Origin of the sequence: Enterovirga aerilata, assembly GCF_013044135.1 — a bacterium.
In the GTDB taxonomy this organism is placed as follows: Bacteria; Pseudomonadota; Alphaproteobacteria; order Rhizobiales; family Beijerinckiaceae; genus Enterovirga; species Enterovirga aerilata.
In genome coordinates this window covers 138,528-159,435 of sequence record NZ_JABEPP010000003.1, presented here as the reverse complement: position 1 = coordinate 159,435, position 20,908 = coordinate 138,528, and the positions used below count along the sequence as shown (strand labels likewise).

Genomic DNA, 20,908 nt, shown 5'->3' with positions numbered 1-20,908 from the left:
CGCAATTGAACCGGCCCCCGTCCAGCGGCGTCATGAACGCCCCAGCCCTGAGAACGTTTCTGGCCCCGGAGCATCCTTCATGAGCGGAGGCGAGCCGGAACCGGAGGACTGGCGCGCCCGCTATGGCGGGCTGATCGGCGTCGTCTTCGCGGTCTTCCTTGCGCTCGCGGCGATCTGGATGCTGGAGCGGATGCGGAGCTGGGCGACGCTCGGCGACTGCGCCTTCACGCGCGCGCCCTCCTGCCGGGCATTGATCAGGAATTAGGCAGCCTTCCGCGGCCTGCGGGCGGCGCCGGCCGCAGTCGGCAAGCCCGAGATCCTGGCACATCGGTTGCGTCGCGAGCGGCACAATACGAGGTGCCGATGTCGACCTTTGACGATCCCTTCGACGCGACGCGCCGGCTGGGCCGGGCGGGCTGTTCCTGTGGCCGGCATGCGAGCGAGGCGGAGCACGACGCCGTCCTGTCCTCGGAGGCTCGGGTCGGGCGCGTCGTCGAAGGCGCGCTCATGCGGGCGCTCTTTCCCCAGGATGCGACCCGGCGCGCCTTCCTGAAGGCGGTCGGCGCCCCTGCCGCCCTGGCGGCGATCTCGCAGCTCTTCCCCGTCGCGGCCGCGGCCGAGGCCCTCGCCCAGGGCGCGCCGCTCGAGAAGAAGGACCTGAAGGTCGGCTTCATCCCGATCACCTGCGCGACGCCGATCATCATGGCGGCCCCCATGGGCTTCTATTCGAAGCAGGGCCTGAACGTGGAGGTGGTGAAGACGGCCGGCTGGGCGGTGATCCGCGACAAGACGCTGAACAAGGAATACGACGCCGCGCACATGCTCTCGCCGATGCCGGTGGCGATCACGGTCGGGGCGGGCTCGAACCCGGTCCCCTATACGGTGCCGGCGATCGAGAACATCAACGGCCAGGCGATCACGCTCGCCATGAAGCACAAGGACAGGCGCGACCCGAAATCCTGGAAGGGCTTCAAGTTCGCCGTCCCGTTCGACTACTCGATGCACAACTACCTGCTCCGCTACTATCTCGCGGAGCACGGCATCGATCCGGACACGGACGTGCAGATCCGCGCCGTGCCGCCGCCCGAGATGGTCGCCAACATGCGGGCGGACAATATCGACGGCTTCCTCGGGCCCGACCCGATGAACCAGCGCGCCGTCTATGACGGCGTCGGCTTCATCCACATCCTGTCGAAGGACATCTGGGACGGCCATCCCTGCTGCGCCTTCGCGGCCTCGCGGGAGTTCATCACCGCGATGCCGAACACCTATGCGGCGCTGCTCCGCGCGATCATCGACGCGACGGCCTATGCGTCGAAAGCCGAGAACCGGAAGGAGATCGCGGCCGCCATCTCGCCCGCGAACTACCTGAACCAGCCCCAGATCGTGGTCGAGCAGGTCCTCACGGGCACCTACGCGGACGGGCTCGGCCAGGTGCAGAAGGTGCCCAACCGCGCCGATTTCGACCCCTTCCCCTGGGAAAGCTTCGCGGTCTGGATGCTGACCCAGATGAAGCGCTGGGGGCAGATCAAGGGCGAGGTCGACTATGCGGCGATCGCCCGGCAGGTCTATCTCGCGACCGACGCCCAGAAGCTGATGGAGCAGCAGGGACTCACGCCGCCGAAGACGACCACCAAGACCTTCTCGGTGATGGGCAAGAGCTTCGATCCGGCCCGGCCCGAGGACTACCTCGCCTCCTTCGCCATCAAGCGGGCGAGCTGAGGATGGCGAGCCGTCATTCCGGGGCGGCCGGAGGCCGAACCCGGAACCCACGATCACGCTCCGGAGCCCCGTCGTGGGTTCCGGGCTCCGCTTCGCGGCCCCGGAACGACGCCGGAGCGGCAAGATGACCACCACCGCCCGCCTGCAGGCGCTTGCCGTCTCGGCGCTCATCCTCGCCGTGTTCCTGGCCCTCTGGCAGATCGGGGTGAGCGGCTCGGGCCCGGCCCAGGAGATGGATCCGGAATACGCCAAGCTCATGGGCGCGACCGCGACGCAGGGCAAGTCGGCGATGCCCGGCCCGCTGGATGTCGGCCGGACCATCTGGGGCCATCTGAGGGACCCGTTCTACGACAAGGGCCCGAACGACAAGGGCATCGGCATCCAGCTCGCCCATTCGGTCGCGCGGGTCGGGACCGGCTATCTCCTGGCCGTGCTCGTCGCCATCCCGGTCGGCTTCCTCGTCGGGATGTCGCCGCTGATGAGCCGCGCGCTCGATCCCTACATCCAGCTCCTGAAGCCGGTCTCGCCCCTCGCCTGGATGCCGCTCGCCCTCTACACGATCAAGGATTCGGGCATCTCGGCCGTCTTCGTCATCTTCATCTGCTCGCTCTGGCCGATGCTCATCAACACGGCCTTCGGGGTCGCGAGCGTGCGGCGCGAATGGCTCAACGTGGCCCGCACGCTCGAGGTCGGACCGCTGCGCCGCGCCTTCACGATCATCCTGCCCGCGGCCGCGCCGACGATCCTGACGGGCATGCGGATCTCGATCGGCATCGCATGGCTCGTCATCGTCGCGGCCGAGATGCTCGTGGGCGGCACGGGGATCGGCTACTTCGTCTGGAACGAGTGGAACAACCTCTCCATCACCAACGTGATCACCTCGATCCTGGTCATCGGGATCGTCGGCATGATCCTCGATCAGTTGCTGGCGCAGGCGCAGCGGCTCGTCACCTTCCCGGAGTGAGCCCGATGGAGGACAGGCTCATCTCCATCGAGGGTATCGCCAAGCGCTACCCGGCAGCCGCCGGCGGGCAGACCACGATCTTCGAGGATCTCTGGCTGCGGGTCGGGCGCGGCGAGTTCGTCTGCGTCATCGGCCATTCGGGCTGCGGCAAGACGACGGTGCTCAACATCCTGGCCGGGCTCGACGCACCCTCGGCCGGCGCCGTCATCGTGGACGGGCGCGAGATCTCCGGCCCGTCCCTCGACCGGGCGGTGATCTTCCAGGGCCATGCGCTCCTGCCGTGGAAGACCGTGCTCGGCAACGTCGCCTATGCGGTGGCGTCGCGCTGGCCGAAGGCGTCGAAGGCGGAGATCGAGGCGCGCGCGACGCGGGCCATCGCGACCGTCGGCCTCGCGGGCGCGGAGGGCAAGCGCCCCGCCGAACTCTCCGGCGGCATGAAGCAGCGCGTCGGCATCGCGCGCGCGCTCGCGATCGAGCCCAAGATCCTGCTGATGGACGAGCCGTTCTCCGCCCTCGACGCGCTCACGCGCGGCACCCTGCAGGAGGAGGCGCGGCGCATCTGCCGCGAGACCGGCCAGACCGTCTACATGATCACGCACGACGTGGACGAGGCGATCTACCTCGCCGACAAGATCGTGCTGATGACGAACGGGCCCGGCGCGAGGATCGCCGAGATCGTGGTCAATCCCCTCCCGGCCGACCGGCGGCAGGGCGCCATCCACCACGACCCGAACTACTACGCGCTCCGCAACCACCTCATCGACTTCCTGGTCTCGCGCTCGAAGACCTTCAGGGACGATCCGCCCGCCGGCTACGACCCGCGCCACCCGCCGGTGGTGAGGCTGGATGGTGGGGTGGCGGCTCCGCCCCTCCCCAGCGCAGCGCCGAAGCTCAGGGCCGTCGCGACCTAGCCGCTGTCATGGCCGGGCTTGGCCCGGCCATCCACGAACACCCTCGGCGCCCGGACGGAGATGGCCGGGCCAAGCCCGGCCATGACGCCGGAGAAAGCGAAAGGCGATGAAACGCGAAGAGCTCACCGAGAAGATCCTCGACATCAAGCGCGAGAAGGGCTGGACCTGGCGCCACATCTGCGACGAGATCGGCGGGATGTCGGACGTGCTGATCGTCGGCGCGCTGCTCGGCCAGATGAAGCTCGTGAAGCCGCAGGCCGCCAAGGCCGCCGAGCTCTTCGGCCTCACCAAGGCGGAGCAGGCGATGCTGAACGAGGTGCCCTATCGCGGAACCGGCACGCCGATGCCGCCGACGGACCCGCTCATCTACCGCTTCTACGAGATGGTGATGGTGAACGGGCCGGCCTGGAAGGCGCTGATCGAGGAGGAATTCGGCGACGGCATCATGTCGGCGATCGACTTCGACATCACCTTCGCGCGGGAAGCGAACCCGAAGGGCGACCGCGTCCGCATCTCGATGAGCGGCAAGTTCCTGCCCTACAAGTATTACGGCAACCAGCAGGGCGTGCCGGAATACGGCTTCGAGGAGGAATAGGGAAAAGTCCTGCCGGGCGGCCCTCGCTGGAGGCTCCGCCCGGCGGAGGGTCTCCGGCTACCAGCGGCCGTAGCCGCCCCGGCGATCGTAGCCGCCGCCGTCATAGCCCCGCCGGCCGCCATAGGCGGCGCCGTCCGGATCGTAGCCGCCCCCGCGCCTGCCGCCCTCGTCCCGGCGGCGCTCGCCGCCGCGCTCCCCTCCCCTGGCGAGCGAACCGCCGTCCTGGCGCGGAGGCGCGGCCTGCCCGCGTCCCGTCCCGGCCGGAGGCACGGGCTGTCCGCGGGCGCCCGGCACATAGGGCTGCTCGGCCGAGCCGTAACCGCCGCCGGCCGGGCCCTGATAGATCTTGCCCTGGGCCTGGGCTGCACCCGTCCCTGCCGCGAGGGCGGCTCCCGCGACGAGGCATCCGGCCAGCATGGTCATCTGGTGTCGATTCATGTCGTGCTCCTGCCAGCTAGCTGAACCATCGCGGCCGAGGCGGGTTCCGGACGCGGAACGGGAGCCGGCGCGCCATCGTCACAGCCATCCCGTGCGCCGGAAGCGCCAGTAGAGCCCGGCGCAGGCGAGCCCGATCGCGGCGAGGACGACGTAGTAGCCATAGGCCGTCCTGAGCTCGGGCATGTTCTCGAAATTCATGCCGTAGATCCCCGCGATGGCGGTCGGCACGGCGAGGATCGCGGCCCAGGCGGCGAGCTTGCGGGTGATGTCGCCCTGGCGCTGCTGCTCGAGCAGCGTGGAGACCTCGAAGACGGAGGTGAGCGCGTCGCGCAGCCCCGCCGCCATCACCTCGACGCGCCTGACATGGTCGAGCACGTCCCGGAAATAGGGCCGGACATCGGGATCGATGCCCGGCAGGTCGAGATGCACGAGCTTGCTTGCGACCTCGGACATCGGCCCCATCACCCGGCCGAAGCGGATCAGCTCGCGCCGGAGCTGGAACAGGCGGTTGATCTCGCCGCGGCCGAGGCAGGATTCGAGGGTCTTCTGCTCCATGGCGAGGACGTCCTCCTCGATCGCCTCGACGATCGGCAGGTAGCCGTCCACGATGAAGTCCAGGATGCCGTGCAGGACATAGTCGACGCCGAGCCTGAGCTGGTTCGGGGCCGCCTCGAGCTGCGCCCTGAGCTGCGTATGGGCGCGCGCGGAGCCGTGCCGCACGCTGATGACGTGGGTCGGCCCGACGAAGACCGAGGTCTCGCCATAGGCGATGCGGTCGCCCTCCAGATGCGCTGTGCGGGCGACCACGAAGAGCTGGTCGCCATAGACCTCGACCTTGGGCAGCTGGTGCGCCTTGAGGGCATCCTCCACGGCGAGCGGATGCAGGCCGAGATTCTCCTGGAGGACGCGGAGCTCCTCCTCGGAGGGCTCGACCAGGCCGATCCAGATGAACTCGGACTTGTCGCCGGCGCAGACGGGCGCGGGCGATGAGAGCGTGACGGGGGCGGCGCGCTGGCCGTTGCGGTAGAGATAGGCGGCGACGACGGGCATTCTCGCTCCGGCTTCCGGCCGGGCTATAACGCATGAGCGCAGGATCGGTCCGGCCGCATGATGCGGACGGACGCTGGGCCGCGGCCCCATGCAAGTCGGCCTGCCCGGCATGCGCGCCAGGGAAGCCGAATTTTGGAACACCCGAGTTCGGCGGGGAGGGTCGAGCGGCGGCTCGGGCCGGATGGCCGCCCCGTCATGGTCGGGCTTGACCCGACCATCCAGTCTCCATCCTCGGCTCAAGGCCGAGGATGGAGCTCACTGTCATTCCCGGCCGGAGCGGCGCGTCAGCGCCGCGGAGGGGAAGGGAATCCAGGGACGTCGTCCGTGTGGGAGGTTGGCTGGATCCCCTTCCCGGGCGCTTCGCGCCCGCCGGGGATGACGGTGGAGCCGCCTTTCCCGCCTGCTGCGCAGGCGCCGGGGATGACATCCCGCTTGACATTCATAGGAATATAGTCTAGATCGGCTTCGTCCTCTTCGCCGAGGGGCGCTCTCGCGAGGCGTCGTGGAAGCGGAGGAGGATGCGGCGCCTGCGGGCGGGTTTCGCGAACCCGCACTCGGGGAGCCGGACCAGCGCCGCCCTCCGGGTAATACGGCCCGGGCGCCAGTGCAGCATGGCTAGTGTTCTCTCGTCCGGCAACGGGCGAGGGGGCGGAAGAGCGGCAGGTCCGGTCCAAAATCGCCGCCCGTGCCGGGGAAACCCGGACGCGGTGCTTGTCGTCTGGATCCCCTTCCCGGGCGCTCCGCGCCCGCCGGGGATGACGGGGCGGGCATCGCGGGGACGCCGAAAGGCTCCTCTATAAAATTGATCGAGCGTTTCGGCGTCCCACGCCCCTCGACCAATTCAGCTCTTTGAAGTCGCCCGTCATGACCGACCCCGCCCCGGGGACGGACGGCGCGTGGGCGCTTTCAGGAGCGCGCCCGGATGAGGGGCGAGCCTGCCCGCGGTGCAGGCGCGGAGGGCCGGAGCGGCCACGCCCTCGACATCCCGCCTTTCCGCGGCCCCGGACCGACATTCCGGCTTTACCTTGCCGCTCCGTTCCGAAATCATCCGGCGCAGGGAGGGACGCATGGCGAAGACCGAGGCCTCGCAGAGGGCCGAGTTCCACAATCTCGACGACGCCTCCGACGGCCTGCTGCGCGAGCTCGCGCCGGGGCTCACGACCCGCATCTTCGCCGGCGAGCAGGCGATGCTCTCGGTGGTGACCATCGCGCCGAACGCGGAGGGCACGCTGCACCATCATCCGGAGGAGCAATGGGGCGTGCTGCTCGAGGGCTCCGCGATCCGGGTGCAGGGCGGCGAGGAGATTCCCGTACGGAAGGGCGATTTCTGGCGCACGCCGGGCAACGTCCCGCATACGATGCGCGCCGGGCCCGAGGGCGCGAAGGTGCTGGACATCTTCAGCCCGCCCCGGCCCGAATACAGGAAGCCCGGAAAGGGTTTCGGCAGCTGATAAGCAGCGCCAGAGCGAGGGAGGGACAGGGATGGCGAAGCTCACCAGGCGCGGCGCGCTCGCTTGCGGCGCCGCGGCGCTGCTCTGCGGGCCGGCGCTCGCCCAGCAGGGCGGACGCACGATGCGGCTCGTCGTGCCCTTCCCGCCCGGCGGCTCCACGGACGCGCTCGCCCGCATGCTGCAGGCGCGGCTGCAGGACATGCTGGGCCAGACGACGATCGTGGAGAACATGCCGGGCGCCGCGAGCGCCCTCGGGGCGGCGCATGTGGCGAAGAGCGCGCCCGACGGGATGACGCTGCTGGTCACCTTCGATTCCCACACGGTCATCCCCGCGATGGTGCCCAACCCCCCGCTCGACATCGAGAGGGACCTCGTGCCCGTGAGCCTCGTCGGCACGGCGCCCTACGTCGTCGCGACGAACAGGGACAAGCCGTACAGGACCTTCGCGGACGTGCTGGCGGCCGCCAAGGCGCGGCCGCGGGCCGTCACCTACGCCTCCGTCGGCATCGGCACGATCGGCCACCTCGCCATGACGCTGCTCGCCAAGCGGGCCGGGGTCGAGATCACGCATGTGCCCTACCGGGGCGGCGGCCCCGCCATGAACGACCTTCTCGGCGGCCATGTCGAGCTTCTCTGCGGCTCGATCGCGCTCGTCGCGCCCCAGCTCGGCGGACAGGTGCGGACCGTCATGCAGATGGGCGCCCAGCGCCTGCCCATGCTGAAGGACACGCCGACCGCCATCGAATCCGGCTTCGACGGCTTCGAGGCCCTGGCCTGGTGGGGCGTCTTCGCCCCGGCCGCGACCCCGGCCGACACGCTGGCGCGGCTCTCGGCGGCGGTGCGCGAGGCGCTCTCCGAGCGCCAGATCGCGACGAAGCTGCAGGAGTCGCAGCAGATGACGCTGCTTCTCACCGACAGCGCGGCCGCGATCCCGTTCTTCGCCCGGCAGACGAAGCTCTGGGGCGACGTCGTGCGCGAGAACAACATCAAGGCCTGAGATCGCGATGCAGCTTCCCGGTCACCGCCTCCGCGAAAGCGCGCCCCAGGCGCCGGCGCGGCTCCTCGAGAGCTTCCGCGAGGTTGCGGTCGCGGTCGTCTCCGACAACCTGAACCGCCTGCACGGGACGCGCGCGCTCAGGCCCGTGCACGGCTCCCGGCGGCTCGTCGGGACCGCCGTGACCGTGAAGACGCGGCCGGGCGACAACTACATCCTGCACAGGTCCTACGACCTGCTGCGGCCCGGCGACGTCCTGGTCGTCGACGGCGGGGGCGACCTGAACCAGGCCCTCGTCGGCGAGATCATGATGCAGCGCGCCAGGATGCAGGGCGTCGCGGGCTTCGTGGTGGACGGCGCCGTGCGGGACGTCGCGGCCTTCGCGGCGGCGGAGTTCCCCTGTTTCGCGCGGGGCGTGACCCATCGCGGGCCCTACAAGTTCGGCCCCGGCGAGATCAACGTGCCGGTGGCCGTCGACGGCATGGTGGTGCTGCCCGGAGATGTCGTGCTCGGCGACGAGGACGGCGTCGTGGCCTTCGATCCGTCCTGCGCCGACGAGCTTCTCGGACGCATCCGCGCCCAGGAGGAGCGGGAGGCGGCGGCGCTCGCCGCCATCGCCGAGGGCCGCTTCGACAACAGCTATGTCGGCATCCAGAGCGAGCCGCGGAGCTGAGCGGTTCAGATGCCGCTGGCGAGATAGCCGCCGTCCACGTTGAGGATCGTGCCGGTCACGAAGCTCGCGGCGGGCGAGGCGAGATAGATCGCGGCGCCCACGAGCTCGCCGAGCTCGCCGAAGCGGCCGGCCGGGGTGCGCATGAGCGCGGCGTCCTTGCGCGCCTGGGGCATGCGGGCGCGGTTCAGCTCGGTCATGAAGAAGCCGGGCGAGATGGCGTTCACCCGCACGCCGTGCGGCGCCCATTCCGCCGCGAGCGAGGTCGTGAGCCCGACCACGCCGTGCTTGCTGATGGCGTAGGGGCAGGCATTGGGCCAGCCCCGATGGGCGGCGAGCGAGGCGATGTTGATGATCGCGCCGCTCCCCTGCTCCACCATCAGCCGGCCGAAGGTCGTGCAGGCGAAGAACACGCTCGTCAGATTGGTCGCGATCACGCTGTCGTATTCGGCGGGCGTGAGTTCGAGGGTGGGCTTGATGACCGTCGTCCCCTGGCAGTTCATCAGGATGTCGATGCGGCCGAGATCGGCCTGCGCCCGCTCCGCCAGCTTCGCCAGTTCGGCCCTGTCGGTGACGTCGGCCGCATAGGCCCGCGCCTCCCCGTCCAGCTCGGCGAGGCGCGCATGCGCGGCCTCGAGCTTGTCGGGCCGGCGTGCCGCGATCGCGACCCGGGCGCCCGCCTGCGCGAAGCCATGCGCCGCGGCCTCCCCGATCCCGCTCGACCCGCCGATGACGAGGGCCGTCATCCCGGCAAGGGACAGCGATGGCGGGCTTACGGGCAGCATGGGCGTTCCTCGATCGGTTGTCGCGGGCGGATGATAGTGGCCGGCAGCCCGCCGTGGCGACGGCCGGCCCGCCCGACCAAAGGCTTACGCCGGCATCTCGCCTTCCGCCGCAAGCCCTGCTTAAACTCCGGCCCGCGCGCGGCCACGCAGAGGGCCGGCTTCGGGAGGAATCGCATATGACGTTTGCCTGGTCACGCCGATCGGTGCTTGGGGCGGGCGCGGGCGCGGCCGTGACGCTGCGGACCGGGAAGGCCCTCGCCAACGACTATCCGACACGGCCGATCCGCTGGGTGGTCGGCTATCCGCCGGGCGGCACGACGGACGTCCTGGCGCGCCTCGTCGCGGAGCCGCTTGCCAAGCGCCTCGGGCAGCAGGTCTATATCGAGAACCGGCCGGGGGCCGGCAACAACATCGGCACCGAAGCGGTCGTGAACGCCGATCCCGACGGCTACACGATCCTTCTGGTCAATCCCGCGAACGGCATCAACGCGACCCTCTACAAGAAGCTGAACTTCAACTTCGTCGAGGACATCGCGCCCGTCGCGGGCATCACGCGTTCCCCGAACATCATGGAGGTGACGCCCTCGCTGCCCGTGAAGACGGTTGCGGAGTTCATCGCCTACTGCAAGGCGAATCCGGGCAAGGTGAACATGGCCTCCTCGGGCCTCGGCACCTCCGTCCACATGTCGGGCGAGCTGTTCAAGTCGATGACCGGCGTCGACATGGTCCACGTCCCCTATCGCGGTGCCGGGCCGGCGCTCATCGACATGCTGTCCGGCCAGGCGCATGTGCTGTTCGACAACCTCCCCTCCTCGATCGAGCATGTCCGCTCGGGCAAGCTCCGCGCCCTCGCGGTCACGACGCTCGAGCCCTCGCCCGCGCTCCCGGGCGTGCCGACCGTCGCGGAGACGGTTCCCGGCTACGAGGCCGTGGCCTGGTTCGGTATCGGGGCGCCGAAGAAGACGCCGCCCGAGATCATCGCGCGCCTCAACAAGGAGGTGAACGAGCTTCTGCAGGAGCCCCCGATGGTGAAGCGGCTCGCCGATCTCGGCGGCGCGCCGTGGCTGCTCACGCCCGCGCAGTTCGGCCAGGCGATCCGGGACGAGACCGCGAAGTGGAAGAAGGTGGTCGAGTTCTCGGGTGCCAAGCTCGAGTGACCGGCCGGGCGGGTCCGGCCAGATGAGGCAGGTGCGGATCGGCGCAGGAGCCGGCTATTCGGGCGACCGGATCGAGCCGGCCGTCGAGCTCGCGGAGATCGGCGATCTCGACTACCTGGTCTTCGAGTGCCTGGCCGAGCGCACCATCGCGCTCGCCCAGCAGGCGCGGCTCAAGGACCCGAAGGGCGGCTACGATCCGCTGCTCGAGACCAGGATGCGGGCCGTCCTCCCCGCCTGCCATGCCCGGCGCACCCGCATCGTCACCAATATGGGCGCGGCAAACCCGCTCGCCGCCGCGGAGAAGATACGCGAGATCGCCCGCGAACTCGGGCTCGCCGGGCTGAAAGTGGCGGCCGTGCTCGGCGACGATGTGTTCGACCTCCTGCGCGGGAGCGATCTTCCGCTGGAGGAGATGGAAGGCACGGTCGCCGATCTCGGCAACCGGATCGTCTCCGCGAACGCCTATCTGGGCGCCGGTCCGATCGCCGAGGCGCTGGCCGCCGGGGCCCAGGTCGTCGTGACCGGGCGGGCGGCCGATCCCGCCCTGTTCCTCGGACCGCTGATGCACGAATTCGGCTGGGCGTTGTCCGACCACGAGGCCCTGGGACGCGGCACGCTCGTCGGCCACCTGCTGGAATGCGCCGGGCAGGTGACGGGCGGCTATTTCGCCGATCCCGGCTTCAAGGACGTTCCGGATCTGGCGCGGCTCGGATTCCCGATCGGCGAGGTGTCGGAGGACGGCAGCGTCGTCGTAACCAAGGTGGAGGGCTCCGGCGGGCGCGTCACGCCGGCGACCGTAAAGGAGCAGCTCCTCTACGAAATCCTCGACCCGGCCCGCTATCTCCAGCCCGACGTCGTTGCGGATTTCACCGCGGTCGAGATCCGCGAGACCGGCCCCGATCGGGTGAAGGTCGGCGGCGGACGCGGCCGCCCACCGACGGGCAAGCTGAAGGTATCGATCGGCACCATCGAAGGCTTCATCGGCGAGGGCCAGATCTCCTATGCCGGGCCGGGCGCGGAGGCGCGCGGACGCCTCGCGCTGGAGATCGTGCGCGAGCGGCTTGCACTGACCGGTGTCGCGGCAAGCGAGCTTCGCTTCGACCTGATCGGCCTGAACGCGCTGCACGGGGCCGGTCGCGCCCAGGGGTCCGAGCCCTACGAGGTTCGCGTCCGCGTCGCGGGCCGCACGGACAGCCTGGCGGAAGCGATCCGCATCGGGAACGAGGTCGAGACGCTCTACACCAACGGTCCTGCCGGCGGCGGCGGGGTCGCGAAATCGGCGCGCGAGGTGCTCGGCATCGTGTCGACGCTGATTCCCGCCGAAAGCGTGACGCCGTCCCTTTACATCCTGGAGGCGTGATGAAGCTGCGCGCGATCGCCCATTCCCGCACCGGCGACAAGGGCAACACGTCCAACATCTCCGTCATCGCCTATGACGAGCGCGACTTCGCGCTGCTTGCCCGGCACGTCACGGCCGAGCGCGTCGCGGCGCATCTCGCCGGCATCGTCCGCGGTGGGGTCACGCGCTACGAGCTGCCCCGCATCGGGGCGCTCAACTTCGTGCTCCGCGGCGCGCTGGGCGGCGGCGTCACGCGATCGCTCGCGCTGGACCCGCATGGGAAGTCGCTGAGCTCGGCCCTGCTCGACCTCGACATCCCGGACGGAGAGCCTGTCTTCGGCCGATGGCCGGCCGAACCGGAAGCAGATGGGAGAAGGACGCCGTGAGGAGAGTGACACGCTGGGCATTGGCTGCCTTCGGGCTTGCCGCGACGGCCTTTCCTGCGCTCGCCCAGACCTATCCGAGCCGCTCGATCAAGTTCGTCGTCCCTTTCGCGGCGGGAAGCGCAACGGATGCGGTGGCGCGCATCATCGGCGACCATGCGTCGAAGACGCTCGGCCAGCCGATCGTGGTGGAGAATGTTGCCGGCGCGAGCGGGGTCGTGGCCGCGCAGAACGTGGCCCGCGCGGAGCCGGACGGGCACACGATCCTCGTCACGACCAACACGACCCATGGCGCGAACCAGAGCCTGCTCAAGCGGGTGCCCTACGACGCGGAGAAGGATTTCGAGCCGGTGACGAAGCTCGGCACGATCACGCTCGCCCTGATCGCCAATCCGAGCGTGCCCGCGAAAAGCGTCGCAGAGCTCGTCGCCTACGCGAAGGCCAATCCGGGCAAGCTGAGCTTCGGCTCCGGATCGAGCTCTTCCCGGATCGCCGGCGAGATGCTGAAGAGCCGTGCCGGCATCGACATCCTGCACGTGCCCTACCGTTCGAACCCGCAGGCCGTGACGGATCTCCTCGCCGGCAACATCCAGCTCTTCTTCGCCGACATCTCGACCACCCTGCCGCAGGTCAAGGCGGGGGCGGTGACCGGACTTGCGGTCTCGACCGCAAAGCGCAGCCCGCTCGCACCGGACCTGCCGACGATGGCCGAGGCAGGCGTGCCGGGCTACGACCTCGCGGCCTGGTTCGCAGCATTCGCGCCGGCCAAGACGCCCGCCCCGGTCGTCGCGAAGCTGCACGACGCGCTGACCGCGGCCGTGAGCGACAAGGCCACGGCCGAGAAGCTGCTCACGGCCGGAATCGAGCCGGAAGCCTCCTCGCCGGAGGAACTGCGCGCGTTCGTGACGAGCGAGATCGCGAAATGGGCCGAGATCGTGAGAGCGGCCGGGATCGAGCCGCAATAGGGCGGCAGCGCCCCGGCCGGTGCGGGCGCGCACAACGGCAAGCGGCGGCTCGGCTAAGCTCCACCCATGACACAGACCGCCGCACATCCCGCCGCGAGCGAGGCCCGCATCACCCCGCCGGTCCGGAAGCACCGCCCGGCCTGGAATTACGGACCCCGGCCTTCGGAGATCCGGGCCTGGGCGCGGCGCTGCGAGGAGCGCGCACCCGAAGGGTTCGGCGTCGGGCCCGGCTGGCCCGCGGAGATCGTTGCGGAGGCGCTTCTGCTCCTCGCCGAGAAGCGCGAACGGCGCCTCAGCCGGCGCTGAGCTGCCGAGCTCAGCTCTGCATGCCCCAGCGGCGCACGGTCCGCCGCTCGAGCGTGCGGAAGACGAGGTTGTCGACCACGAGCCCGAACACGATCACGGTGAGCAAGCCCGCGAAGACGTTCGGGATCTCGAGCAGGTTCTTGTTCTGGAAGATGTACCAGCCGAGCCCGCCGCCGCTGGACGACACGCCGAAGACGAGTTCGGCCGCGATCAGGGTGCGCCAGGCGAAAGCCCAGCCGATCTTCAGGCCCGTCAGGATGCTCGGCAGCGCCCCGGGGATTAGGATCTTCGTGACATAGCCGATCTGAGACAGGCCGTAGTTCTGCCCGACCATGCGCCAGGTCGGACTGACCGACTTGAAGCCCGAATGGGTGTTCAGCGCGACGGACCACAGCACGGCGTGGATCAGCACGAAGATGATGCTCCCCTCCCCCAGGCCGAACCAGATCATGGCGAGCGGCAGCAGTGCGATGGACGGCAGCGGGTTGAACATCGAGGTCAGCGTCTCGAGGAGGTCGGCCCCGATCCGGGTCGTGATGGCGAAGGCGGTGGCAAGCGCCGCGAAGAGGAGGCCCAGCGCGTAGCCCTGCAGCAGCAGGGCTATGGAGTGGAAGGTGGCGGCGGCGAGTTCGCCGGACCTGAGGGAAGCGAAGAAGGCCTTCGCCGTATCCGTGAAGGTCGGCACGAGGAGCGGGTTGTCGAGCCAGAGCGCGTAGATCTGCCAGGCCAGCGCCAGACCTGCGAGCAGGACCGTCTTGCGCAGGACGTTGTTGTCGGCGAGCCGTTCCCACCGGCCGAGCGGCTTCGCCACGACCCCGAAACCTTCAGGCAGATCCGTGTTGACGATGTCCGGTCGCGACCGGAGTGCCAGCCTCGCCTCAGCCATGCGCGCTCTCCCGAGAGATCGGCGCCTCGTCGAACAGCAGCGACTCGATGCGGCCCGATAGCGTCCTGCCGTCCGGCCCGACGCTATCGACGCCGGCGCTGCCGAGTTCGGCCCGCACGCGGCCCGGATGCGGCGAAAGGAGCAGGATGCGGTTGCCGATCCTGACCGCCTCCGGGATCGAATGCGTGACGAAGAGGAGGGTCACCTTCGTGTCCTCCCAGAGCTGAAGCAGTTCCTCCTGCATCTTGCCGCGCGTGAGCGCGTCGAGCGCCGCGAAGGGCTCGTCCATCAGCAGAATCTCGGGCTCCATCGCCATTCCACGAGCTATGGCGACGCGCTGCTTCATGCCGCCCGAGAGCTGGTGCGGGTAGCTGTCGGCGAACTTCGTCAGGTGGACCTTGGCGATGTACTCGTCCGCGCGCTCGGACGCGGCGCGGCCTTTCAGGCGGCCGCTCGCCGTGAGCGCGAAAAGCACGTTCTCGCGCACCGTCTTCCAGGGGAGGAGCTGGTCGAATTCCTGGAACACGAGCACCCGGTCAGGGCCGGGCCGCGCGATCTCGCGCCCGTTCAGCCGGATCGAGCCTTCCACCGGCTTGATGTAGCCCCCGACGGCCTTGAGCAGGGTCGACTTCCCGCATCCGGACGGCCCGAGGATGACGTAGCGATCGGAAGCGAGGACCTCGAAGCTGACCCGGTAGGTGGCCGTGACGAGGCTCTCGCGCGTCCGGTACTGGAGCGTGAGCCCCTCGACCGACAGAAGCGGCGGTGCGGCCGCGCCCTCCGCCACCACCGGTCCGGCGCTTGGCGCCACTGGCCTCAATTGCCGCCCGCGATCTCGGGATTGCCGAAGAAGAGATCGTTCAAGCCTGCGGGCTTGTTCTTCAGCGACCCGATCTCGTGCATGAAAGCGGCGTAGGTCAGCACGTTCTCCGGCTTCATCGTGTACTTGGTGCCGGGCTCGTTCAGGATCTCGACCAGCTCATCGACCGTCCAGCCCTTGCCACCCATCGCCTCCAGCAGCACGGCAGCCGCGGCCCTCCTGTCCTCCCCGATCATTTCCTGGGCGCGCTTCAGCGCCTTCACGACGGCGCCGAACACCTTCGGGTTCTCGCTCTGGAACCGGCTCGTGGTGGACATCATCGTGAAGGTGGTCGAGCCGCCCATCACGTCGTCGGAATTCATGATGGCCTTGATCGCCGGGTCCTTGAGCTCGCGCTGGTCGAAGGGGGCCGACGCCCAGTGAGCCACGATCGGGCCGCTGCCCGACAGGAGGGAGATCAGCGCCTCGGGATGGGCCATGGTCACCGTGAAGGGGTCGAAGCGGAAGACCTGATCCTTCCCGTACTTCTTCAGGGCGTACATCTGCATGATGATCGACGGGATCGAGACCTTCACGGAGGTGACCGCGATCTTCTGCGCGCCCGAGATGCTGTCGAGCTCCTTCAGCTCCGAGACGCGGGCATTCAGGTGCATCGGCATTGAGCTGATCGCGCCGATCGACTTCACGCCGATATTGCCACGGGTCCGGTCCCAGAGCGTCAGGAACGCGGGCGGACCGGCCGAGATGAAATGCGCAGAGCCGGAGAGCAGCGCGTCGTTCATGACGGCCGGGCCGCCGATATTGGCCCAGTTCACCTTGAGCTTCACGCCCGCCTCCTCGGCGAACTTCTCGATCAGGCCGTGCTTCTGCATCATGTGCAGCGGCAGGAAGCCGAAGCCGCCGGCGCCGAGGGGAATCTTGAGCTCGCTCACCTCGGCGCGAACCGAGGCGGGCAGCACGGCCAGCGCGGCAGCGACGGCGAAAGCCTTCCAGCTCCTCATGTGAACTCCCCTCCCCTGTTGGCCGTTCGGCTTTTCTGGTCCGCGATGCTCGCTCACCGCGGAATGCAGGGTGCGATCAGCCGGGCGGCATCGTCCAGTTGGTCTATGATCCAGCAGGCCGTGATCGCCTCGTCGGCCTGATCGGGCGTGACGACCTTGGCTTGGTCGCGGAACTTCGCCTCGAGCTGCGCGTCCGAGAGCGGCCGCTTCAGGTTGCCGAGCGACTCGCTGAGGTGCATGCCGACCTCGCGGCCGTCCTTGAGGCGGACCGTCACGACGACCCCGTCCTCGTGGACGGCGGGATCCCCATTCGCTTCGGCGAGGAGCCGGATGCGCTTCAGCGCCGGATCGTTCACCGCCTCGTCCGTGAACTCGGCAAGGGCCGCCTTCCCCCGGCCCAGCCCGATCGCCGCCGCGTGGTAGATCGAGAACTTGCCCTCGAGCCCGACCGAGATCTCCTTCTTGTTGCAGAGATCCTTGACCAGCGGCGCGACCCGCAGTTCGACGGCCTCGACCTCCTCCGCCGAAAAGCCGTGCTTCTCCCGGAGCTGGATGCAGGCATCGATCGTGGGGTGCACGACGATCCCGCAGGGGAAAGGCTTGTAGGTGTTGTCCGTCAGCTCGAAGTGGCGGCCGAGATCGACGGTCAGCTTGCCGAGGTCGTATTCCGCTGAGGTGACGGCCGCGAAGCCGCGCGGGCCCTCCAGCGGGAGACGCCCGCTGGTGAATCCCTTTTCGGCCAGCAGCGCCGCCATGTAGCCGCGCTGCGCCGAGCTGCCGGGGTGGAAGCCCTTGCCCATCGAGCCGAACATCTCGCGGATGCCGGCTCCCTGGGTCGCGGCGAGCCCGATCGCCCAGGTCATGCGCTGGGCATCGAGGCCGAGGAGCCTCCCGACCGCGACGGCCGCCCCGAAGACGCCGATCGATCCGGTCGAGTGCCAGCCCGCCTCGTAATGCGCCGGATAAGTCGCGTTGCCGATCCGCGACACGATCTCGAAGCCGAGGATGAAGGCGTGGAGGAAGTCCGGCCCGCTCACCTCGTTCACGCTCGCATAGGCGAGCAGCGCGGAGGCGACGGGCGAGGAGGCATGGATGTAGTTCTTCGGCAGCGTGTCGTCGTAATCGTGGACGTGGGACGACACGCCGTTGAGGAGCGAAGCCAAAAGCGGATCGAATCGCTCGCGCCGTCCGATCACGGCCGATACCGGCGGCCCGGCATGAGGGCCGAGCGCCGCGATCGCGATGTCCATCACCGGGTGATCGGCGCCGCCGAGGGCGCAGCCCACGATGTTGACGAGCGCGCGCTTGCCCTCGTGCCGCACGTCGTCCGGAATCGCATCGAGGCGGCTTCCCAGGATGTAGTCCACCAGCGCCGCCGTGGGTGTGACCATCGATCCATTCTCTCCCTAGGAGGCGCGATCGCCTCTGCCGTCATCGGTGCGGCTTGGACCGTATGTCAACTAGATTGGCAGATTGTCTGTCAATCCTGAATGCGCGAGGAATGCCCGGCGACGGCGGCGGTCCGTTGCAGCGGTGGGAAGCGGCTGCAGCCCAGGTCAGAGCCGGGTCGCCTGCCCGTCCAGCAAGTCCCGGACACGTCCGGCGAGGTCGGCGAAGCTGAAGGGCTTCGTGATGAGTTCGACCCCCCGATCGAGCCGCCCCTGGTGCATGATGGCGTTGCGGGCATAGCCCGTGGTGAACAGCACCTTCAGGCCGGGTCGGAGCGCCCGCGCCTTTTCGGCCAGCACCGCCCCGGTCATGCCGCCGGGCAGGACCACGTCGGTGAACAGGAGGTCGACGCGCCTCTCGCGCTCCAGAAGCCGCAGGGCAGAGGGGCCATCATGCGCCTCCAGTACGCGATAGCCGAGCTCGCGCAGCACTTCGACCGAGTAGGCCCGCACATCGTCGTCGTCCTCGCAGACGAGGATGATCTCGTCGCGCGTGCCTTCCGGCACCGTCGGTGCACTCGCCTCCTCCTCGTCCTCCACTCCGCCGACGAGGCGGGGGAGATAGATCTTCACCGTCGTTCCCTCGCCGGGCTCGGAATAGACCTTCACGTGCCCGCCGGACTGCTTGACGAAACCGTAGACCATGGAGAGCCCAAGCCCGGTGCCTTTGCCGACCTCCTTGGTGGTGAAGAAGGGCTCGAAGGCCCGGCTGACCGTTTCCGCATCCATGCCGTGACCCGTGTCCGTGACGCAGATGCAGACGTACTGGCCGGGCGCGACCTCGGCGTTCTGGATCACGTAGCCCTGGTCGAGATAGCTGTTCGCGGTCTCGATGGTCAGCTTGCCCCCTTCGGGCATGGCGTCGCGCGCGTTCACGGCGAGGTTCAGGAGCGCATTCTCGAGCTGGTGCGGATCCACCTCGACGCGCCAGATGCCGGAGGCCAGGACCGTCTCGACCGAGATGGTCTCGCCGAGCGTACGATGGAGCAGCTCGGACATCCCGGCGACGAGCTTGTTCGGGTCGGTCGGCTTCGGGGCGAGCGGCTGCCGCCGCGAGAAGGCGAGAAGGCGCTGCGTCAGCGTCGCGGCGCGCTTCGCGCCGGTCATCGCGTTCTCGGCCGATCGGCGCAGGCGGGGCATGCCGTCCGGCAGGTTGCGCAGGAGAATTTCCAGGTTGCCGGTCACGATCTGGAGCAGGTTGTTGAAATCGTGCGCGACGCCGCCGGTGAGCTGGCCGACGGTCTCCATCTTCTGCGCCTGACGCAGGCTGTCCTCGGCCGCGCGCAGCTCCGCCGTCCGCTGCTCGACGGCCGCCTCGAGCGCCTCGCGCGCGAGCTTGATTTCTGTGATGTCGACGTCGCAGCCGACATAGCCGACGAAGCGGCCTGCCCCGTCGTAGCGAGGCGTTCCGGCGCAGCGGAGCCAGCGGGTCTCGCCGGCGCTGTTGAGCACTCTCACGTCCCGCTCGAAGTCTCGCCGCTCCCGGAAGGCTTCCAGGAAGGCCGCCATGAACCCGTCCAGGTCCTCCTGATGGACCATCGCACGCCAGCCATTCTGGAGGATCACCTCCGGCGCGACGCCGAAATCGGAGGCATAGCGCCGGTTGGCGAAAGTCGGCTTCGCCTTGGCATCGCAGGCCCAAATGAAGGCGGGCGCGCTGTCGGCCATGATGCGGAAGCGCTCCTCGCTTTCCCGCAAGGCCGCCTCGGCGAGCTTCAGGTCGTGAATGTCGGTGCAGGTCCCGTACCAGCGAAGGATCTTGCCGGCGGCATCCCGGACGGGCTGGGCGCGCCCCAGCACCCATCGGTAATCGCCGGATCGATGCCGGAGCCGATACTCGATATGATAGGGTTCGCCAGTCGCAAGGCAGCGGCGCCAGAGATCCCAGGCGCGCTCCCGATCGTCCGGATGGAACATACCGTTCCAGGCCTCGCCATCCGTCGAGCCTTCGGGGACACCCGTGTAGTCGTACCAGCGCTGATTGTAGAAATCATGGAAGCCGTCGGGGCGGGTGGACCAGATCATCTGGTCGACGGAATCGACGATGGCCTTGAGCCGTGCGTCGCTCTCGCGCTGCGCCTCGATCGCCCGGACGCGATCGGTTACGTCCGTACCCTCGACGAAGATGCCCGTGACCTTGCCTTCGGTGTCCTTGATGGGCTGGTAGACGAAGTCGAGCAGCCGCTCCTCGCCGCTCCGGCCGGAATCGGAGGCCAGCAGAATCGGCGTGGACTTCCCGGCATAGGGTTCGCCGGTTTCGCAGACCCGATCGAGCAGCTCGAAGAAGCCCTGCCCCTCGAGCTCCGGCAGGGCCTCGCGCACCGTTCTGCCGATCACGTCGCGACCGCCGATCAGCTTCTGATAGGACGCGTTCGTCAGCTCGAAGACGTGCCCGGGCTCGCGCAGCAGCGCCATGAAGCCGGGCGCCTGCTGGAACATGCCTGCCAGCCGCTCGCGCTCCTCGACGATCTGCCGCTGCGCCCGCACCCGCTCCGTCGTCTCGCTGACGATGCAAAGGACCCCGCCGACGGACCCGTCATCGAGCGGCACGGGCGAATAGGAGATGTCGAAGAACACCTCCTCGCCGTAGCCGTGGCGCTCGATGTAGAAAGGGCGATCCTTGGCCGCGACCGTCTGCCCCGTCTCGCGTACCCGCCGCAGCAGAGGCTCGAGATCGTCCCAGAGCTCGCTCCAGTTCTCCCGCGCCGGCCGGCCGAGCGCGCGCGGATGCTTCTCGCCGATCGTCGGCGCATAGGCGTCGTTATAGAGCGCGACGTAATCCGGACCCCAGAACAGGACGATCTGCGCCTGCGCGGGCAGGACGAGTCCCACTGCGCTGCGCAGCGCCGCGGGCCAGGCCTCCGGCGGCCCGAGCGGCGAGGTCGACCAGTCGAGGACCGCCATCAGCTCGCCCAGCCTGCCGCCGCCCATGAACGCCGGCGCGGCAGGAGCCGCCGCGCTGCTCGGCATGGTGACAGACATGCGGATTCCGACCTGACGCGCGCCTTGTGGGATAGGCGGCT

Annotated in this window: 21 protein-coding genes; 13 read left to right on the top strand and 8 right to left on the bottom strand. The window is 69.1% G+C overall.

The features are described 5' to 3' along the window. The first annotated feature begins 79 nt into the window (after positions 1-79). From HJG44_RS10710 to cynS, 5 genes are all read left to right on the top strand, one after another. Positions 80-265 carry a hypothetical protein gene (locus HJG44_RS10710; protein WP_171218369.1) on the top strand — a complete coding sequence of 62 codons (186 nt, stop codon included), beginning with the start codon at positions 80-82 and terminating at the stop codon, positions 263-265. Positions 266-363: 98 nt separating this feature from the next. Continuing rightward, positions 364-1,722, top strand: a complete 1,359-nt coding sequence (locus HJG44_RS10705) for a CmpA/NrtA family ABC transporter substrate-binding protein (RefSeq protein WP_171218368.1) — start codon at positions 364-366, stop codon at positions 1,720-1,722. A gap of 124 nt (positions 1,723-1,846) precedes the next feature. Next, positions 1,847-2,686, top strand: a complete 840-nt coding sequence (gene ntrB, locus HJG44_RS10700; RefSeq protein WP_171218367.1) for a nitrate ABC transporter permease — start codon at positions 1,847-1,849, stop codon at positions 2,684-2,686. Between the two features lie 5 nt (positions 2,687-2,691). Beyond that, positions 2,692-3,597, top strand: coding sequence for an ABC transporter ATP-binding protein (locus HJG44_RS10695; protein ID WP_171218366.1), 906 nt, complete (start codon positions 2,692-2,694; stop codon positions 3,595-3,597). A gap of 106 nt (positions 3,598-3,703) precedes the next feature. After that, on the top strand, positions 3,704-4,192 hold the full coding sequence (gene cynS / locus HJG44_RS10690; protein WP_171218365.1) for a cyanase: 489 nt from the start codon (positions 3,704-3,706) through the stop codon (positions 4,190-4,192). Between the two features lie 57 nt (positions 4,193-4,249). Here cynS and HJG44_RS10685 read toward each other — a convergent pair whose 3' ends face one another. Together HJG44_RS10685 and HJG44_RS10680 are read right to left on the bottom strand one after the other, a co-directional pair. Further along, positions 4,250-4,630, bottom strand: a complete 381-nt coding sequence (locus HJG44_RS10685) for a hypothetical protein (RefSeq protein ID WP_171218364.1) — start codon at positions 4,628-4,630, stop codon at positions 4,250-4,252. Between the two features lie 78 nt (positions 4,631-4,708). Continuing rightward, complete coding sequence (locus HJG44_RS10680; protein ID WP_171218363.1) at positions 4,709-5,680, bottom strand: magnesium and cobalt transport protein CorA; 972 nt, start codon at positions 5,678-5,680, stop codon at positions 4,709-4,711. 1,067 nt (positions 5,681-6,747) lie between these two features. Here HJG44_RS10680 and HJG44_RS10675 point away from each other — a divergent pair. The 3 genes from HJG44_RS10675 to HJG44_RS10665 are packed head-to-tail and all read left to right on the top strand — an operon-like array spanning position 6,748 to position 8,798. Beyond that, on the top strand, positions 6,748-7,131 hold the full coding sequence (locus tag HJG44_RS10675; RefSeq protein ID WP_171218362.1) for a cupin domain-containing protein: 384 nt from the start codon (positions 6,748-6,750) through the stop codon (positions 7,129-7,131). Positions 7,132-7,162: 31 nt separating this feature from the next. Continuing rightward, positions 7,163-8,128, top strand: coding sequence for a tripartite tricarboxylate transporter substrate binding protein (locus HJG44_RS10670; RefSeq protein ID WP_171218361.1), 966 nt, complete (start codon positions 7,163-7,165; stop codon positions 8,126-8,128). Between the two features lie 7 nt (positions 8,129-8,135). Then, on the top strand, positions 8,136-8,798 hold the full coding sequence (locus HJG44_RS10665) for an RraA family protein (protein WP_171218360.1): 663 nt from the start codon (positions 8,136-8,138) through the stop codon (positions 8,796-8,798). A gap of 5 nt (positions 8,799-8,803) precedes the next feature. Here the strand turns inward: HJG44_RS10665 and HJG44_RS10660 are convergent, their stop codons facing one another. Continuing rightward, positions 8,804-9,580, bottom strand: a complete 777-nt coding sequence (locus tag HJG44_RS10660) for an SDR family NAD(P)-dependent oxidoreductase (protein ID WP_171218359.1) — start codon at positions 9,578-9,580, stop codon at positions 8,804-8,806. Between the two features lie 176 nt (positions 9,581-9,756). Here HJG44_RS10660 and HJG44_RS10655 point away from each other — a divergent pair, with 176 nt between their 5' ends. The 5 genes from HJG44_RS10655 (at position 9,757) to HJG44_RS10635 (ending at position 13,730) form a co-directional block, all read left to right on the top strand. Continuing rightward, positions 9,757-10,737 carry a Bug family tripartite tricarboxylate transporter substrate binding protein gene (locus tag HJG44_RS10655; protein ID WP_171218358.1) on the top strand — a complete coding sequence of 327 codons (981 nt, stop codon included), beginning with the start codon at positions 9,757-9,759 and terminating at the stop codon, positions 10,735-10,737. Positions 10,738-10,759: 22 nt separating this feature from the next. Beyond that, positions 10,760-12,097, top strand: coding sequence for an acyclic terpene utilization AtuA family protein (locus HJG44_RS10650; RefSeq protein ID WP_171218949.1), 1,338 nt, complete (start codon positions 10,760-10,762; stop codon positions 12,095-12,097). Beyond that, positions 12,097-12,462 carry an AtuA-related protein gene (locus HJG44_RS10645; RefSeq protein WP_171218357.1) on the top strand — a complete coding sequence of 122 codons (366 nt, stop codon included), beginning with the start codon at positions 12,097-12,099 and terminating at the stop codon, positions 12,460-12,462. Before HJG44_RS10650 ends, HJG44_RS10645 begins: the two co-directional genes overlap by 1 nt. Continuing rightward, entirely contained in the window at positions 12,459-13,424 is a 966-nt protein-coding gene (locus HJG44_RS10640; RefSeq protein WP_346767142.1) for a Bug family tripartite tricarboxylate transporter substrate binding protein, read from the top strand. Before HJG44_RS10645 ends, HJG44_RS10640 begins: the two co-directional genes overlap by 4 nt. A gap of 66 nt (positions 13,425-13,490) precedes the next feature. Then, a complete protein-coding gene (locus tag HJG44_RS10635) occupies positions 13,491-13,730 on the top strand; it encodes a hypothetical protein (protein ID WP_171218355.1) in 240 nt (79 codons plus the stop codon). Between the two features lie 10 nt (positions 13,731-13,740). Here HJG44_RS10635 and HJG44_RS10630 read toward each other — a convergent pair whose 3' ends face one another. The 5 genes from HJG44_RS10630 to HJG44_RS10610 all read right to left on the bottom strand — a co-directional run bounded on the left by HJG44_RS10630 (position 13,741) and on the right by HJG44_RS10610 (position 20,867). Further along, entirely contained in the window at positions 13,741-14,616 is an 876-nt protein-coding gene (locus HJG44_RS10630) for an ABC transporter permease (protein WP_171218354.1), read from the bottom strand. Continuing rightward, positions 14,609-15,406, bottom strand: a complete 798-nt coding sequence (locus tag HJG44_RS10625) for an ABC transporter ATP-binding protein (protein WP_171218948.1) — start codon at positions 15,404-15,406, stop codon at positions 14,609-14,611. Before HJG44_RS10625 ends, HJG44_RS10630 begins: the two co-directional genes overlap by 8 nt. Before the next feature lie 26 nt (positions 15,407-15,432). Then, positions 15,433-16,437 carry an ABC transporter substrate-binding protein gene (locus HJG44_RS10620; RefSeq protein ID WP_171218353.1) on the bottom strand — a complete coding sequence of 335 codons (1,005 nt, stop codon included), beginning with the start codon at positions 16,435-16,437 and terminating at the stop codon, positions 15,433-15,435. A 53-nt stretch (positions 16,438-16,490) separates the two neighbouring features. Further along, a complete protein-coding gene (locus tag HJG44_RS10615; RefSeq protein ID WP_171218352.1) occupies positions 16,491-17,828 on the bottom strand; it encodes an MmgE/PrpD family protein in 1,338 nt (445 codons plus the stop codon). A 165-nt stretch (positions 17,829-17,993) separates the two neighbouring features. Beyond that, entirely contained in the window at positions 17,994-20,867 is a 2,874-nt protein-coding gene (locus HJG44_RS10610) for a hybrid sensor histidine kinase/response regulator (RefSeq protein WP_171218351.1), read from the bottom strand. Positions 20,868-20,908: the final 41 nt, after the last annotated feature.